The organism is Mesorhizobium sp. M0854 (assembly GCF_040319815.1).
In the GTDB taxonomy this organism is placed as follows: domain Bacteria; phylum Pseudomonadota; class Alphaproteobacteria; order Rhizobiales; family Rhizobiaceae; genus Mesorhizobium.
In genome coordinates this window covers 1-502 of sequence record NZ_JAMYOL010000099.1, presented here as the reverse complement: position 1 = coordinate 502, position 502 = coordinate 1, and the positions used below count along the sequence as shown (strand labels likewise).

The 502-nt window shown below is 60.0% G+C and carries 1 protein-coding gene; it reads right to left on the bottom strand.

What is annotated here, in order from left to right; all coding sequences use genetic code 11:
• Positions 1–502, bottom strand: a 502-nt coding sequence (locus NKH99_RS32705) for a LysR family transcriptional regulator (RefSeq protein WP_353018000.1), incomplete at both ends; no start/stop codon positions are given.

Sequence of the window (502 nt, the reverse complement as noted above, 5' to 3'; positions counted from 1 at the left end):
CAAGATAGGAAGGCGAGCACATCGGCAGGATCAGATCGTTGACGACGCAATCCGAATAAAGGCCGGCCCAGCCGCCGTCGCCATAACGAAGATCGAGATCGATGACCTCCGTTTCGAAATCCGAGAAATTGGGCGTGGCGTCGACGCGCAAATTCCAGCTCGGATAGCCCTTGCTGAACTCGGCCAACCGCGGCGCCAGCCATTTCTCGCCGAAGGAAGGACTGACGCGCAGGCTAAGCTGGAAGCTTTCGCGCTGCCGCACAATGGCATTACGCACCTCGCGTATGGATTCGAAAGCCTGGGTCGTGGTCTGGAAGAGCCGCTCACCGTCGATCGTGAGCGAGAGATGGCGCTTTTCGCGCTGAAAAAGCCGCACCCCGAGTTGGTGTTCGAGCAGCCGCAGCTGCTGGCTAACCGCCGAAGGTGTCACCTGCAATTCCTGAGCGGCCTTTGCCACGCCGCCGAGCCGCGCGACTGCCTCGAAATGCGTCATCGAATTGAA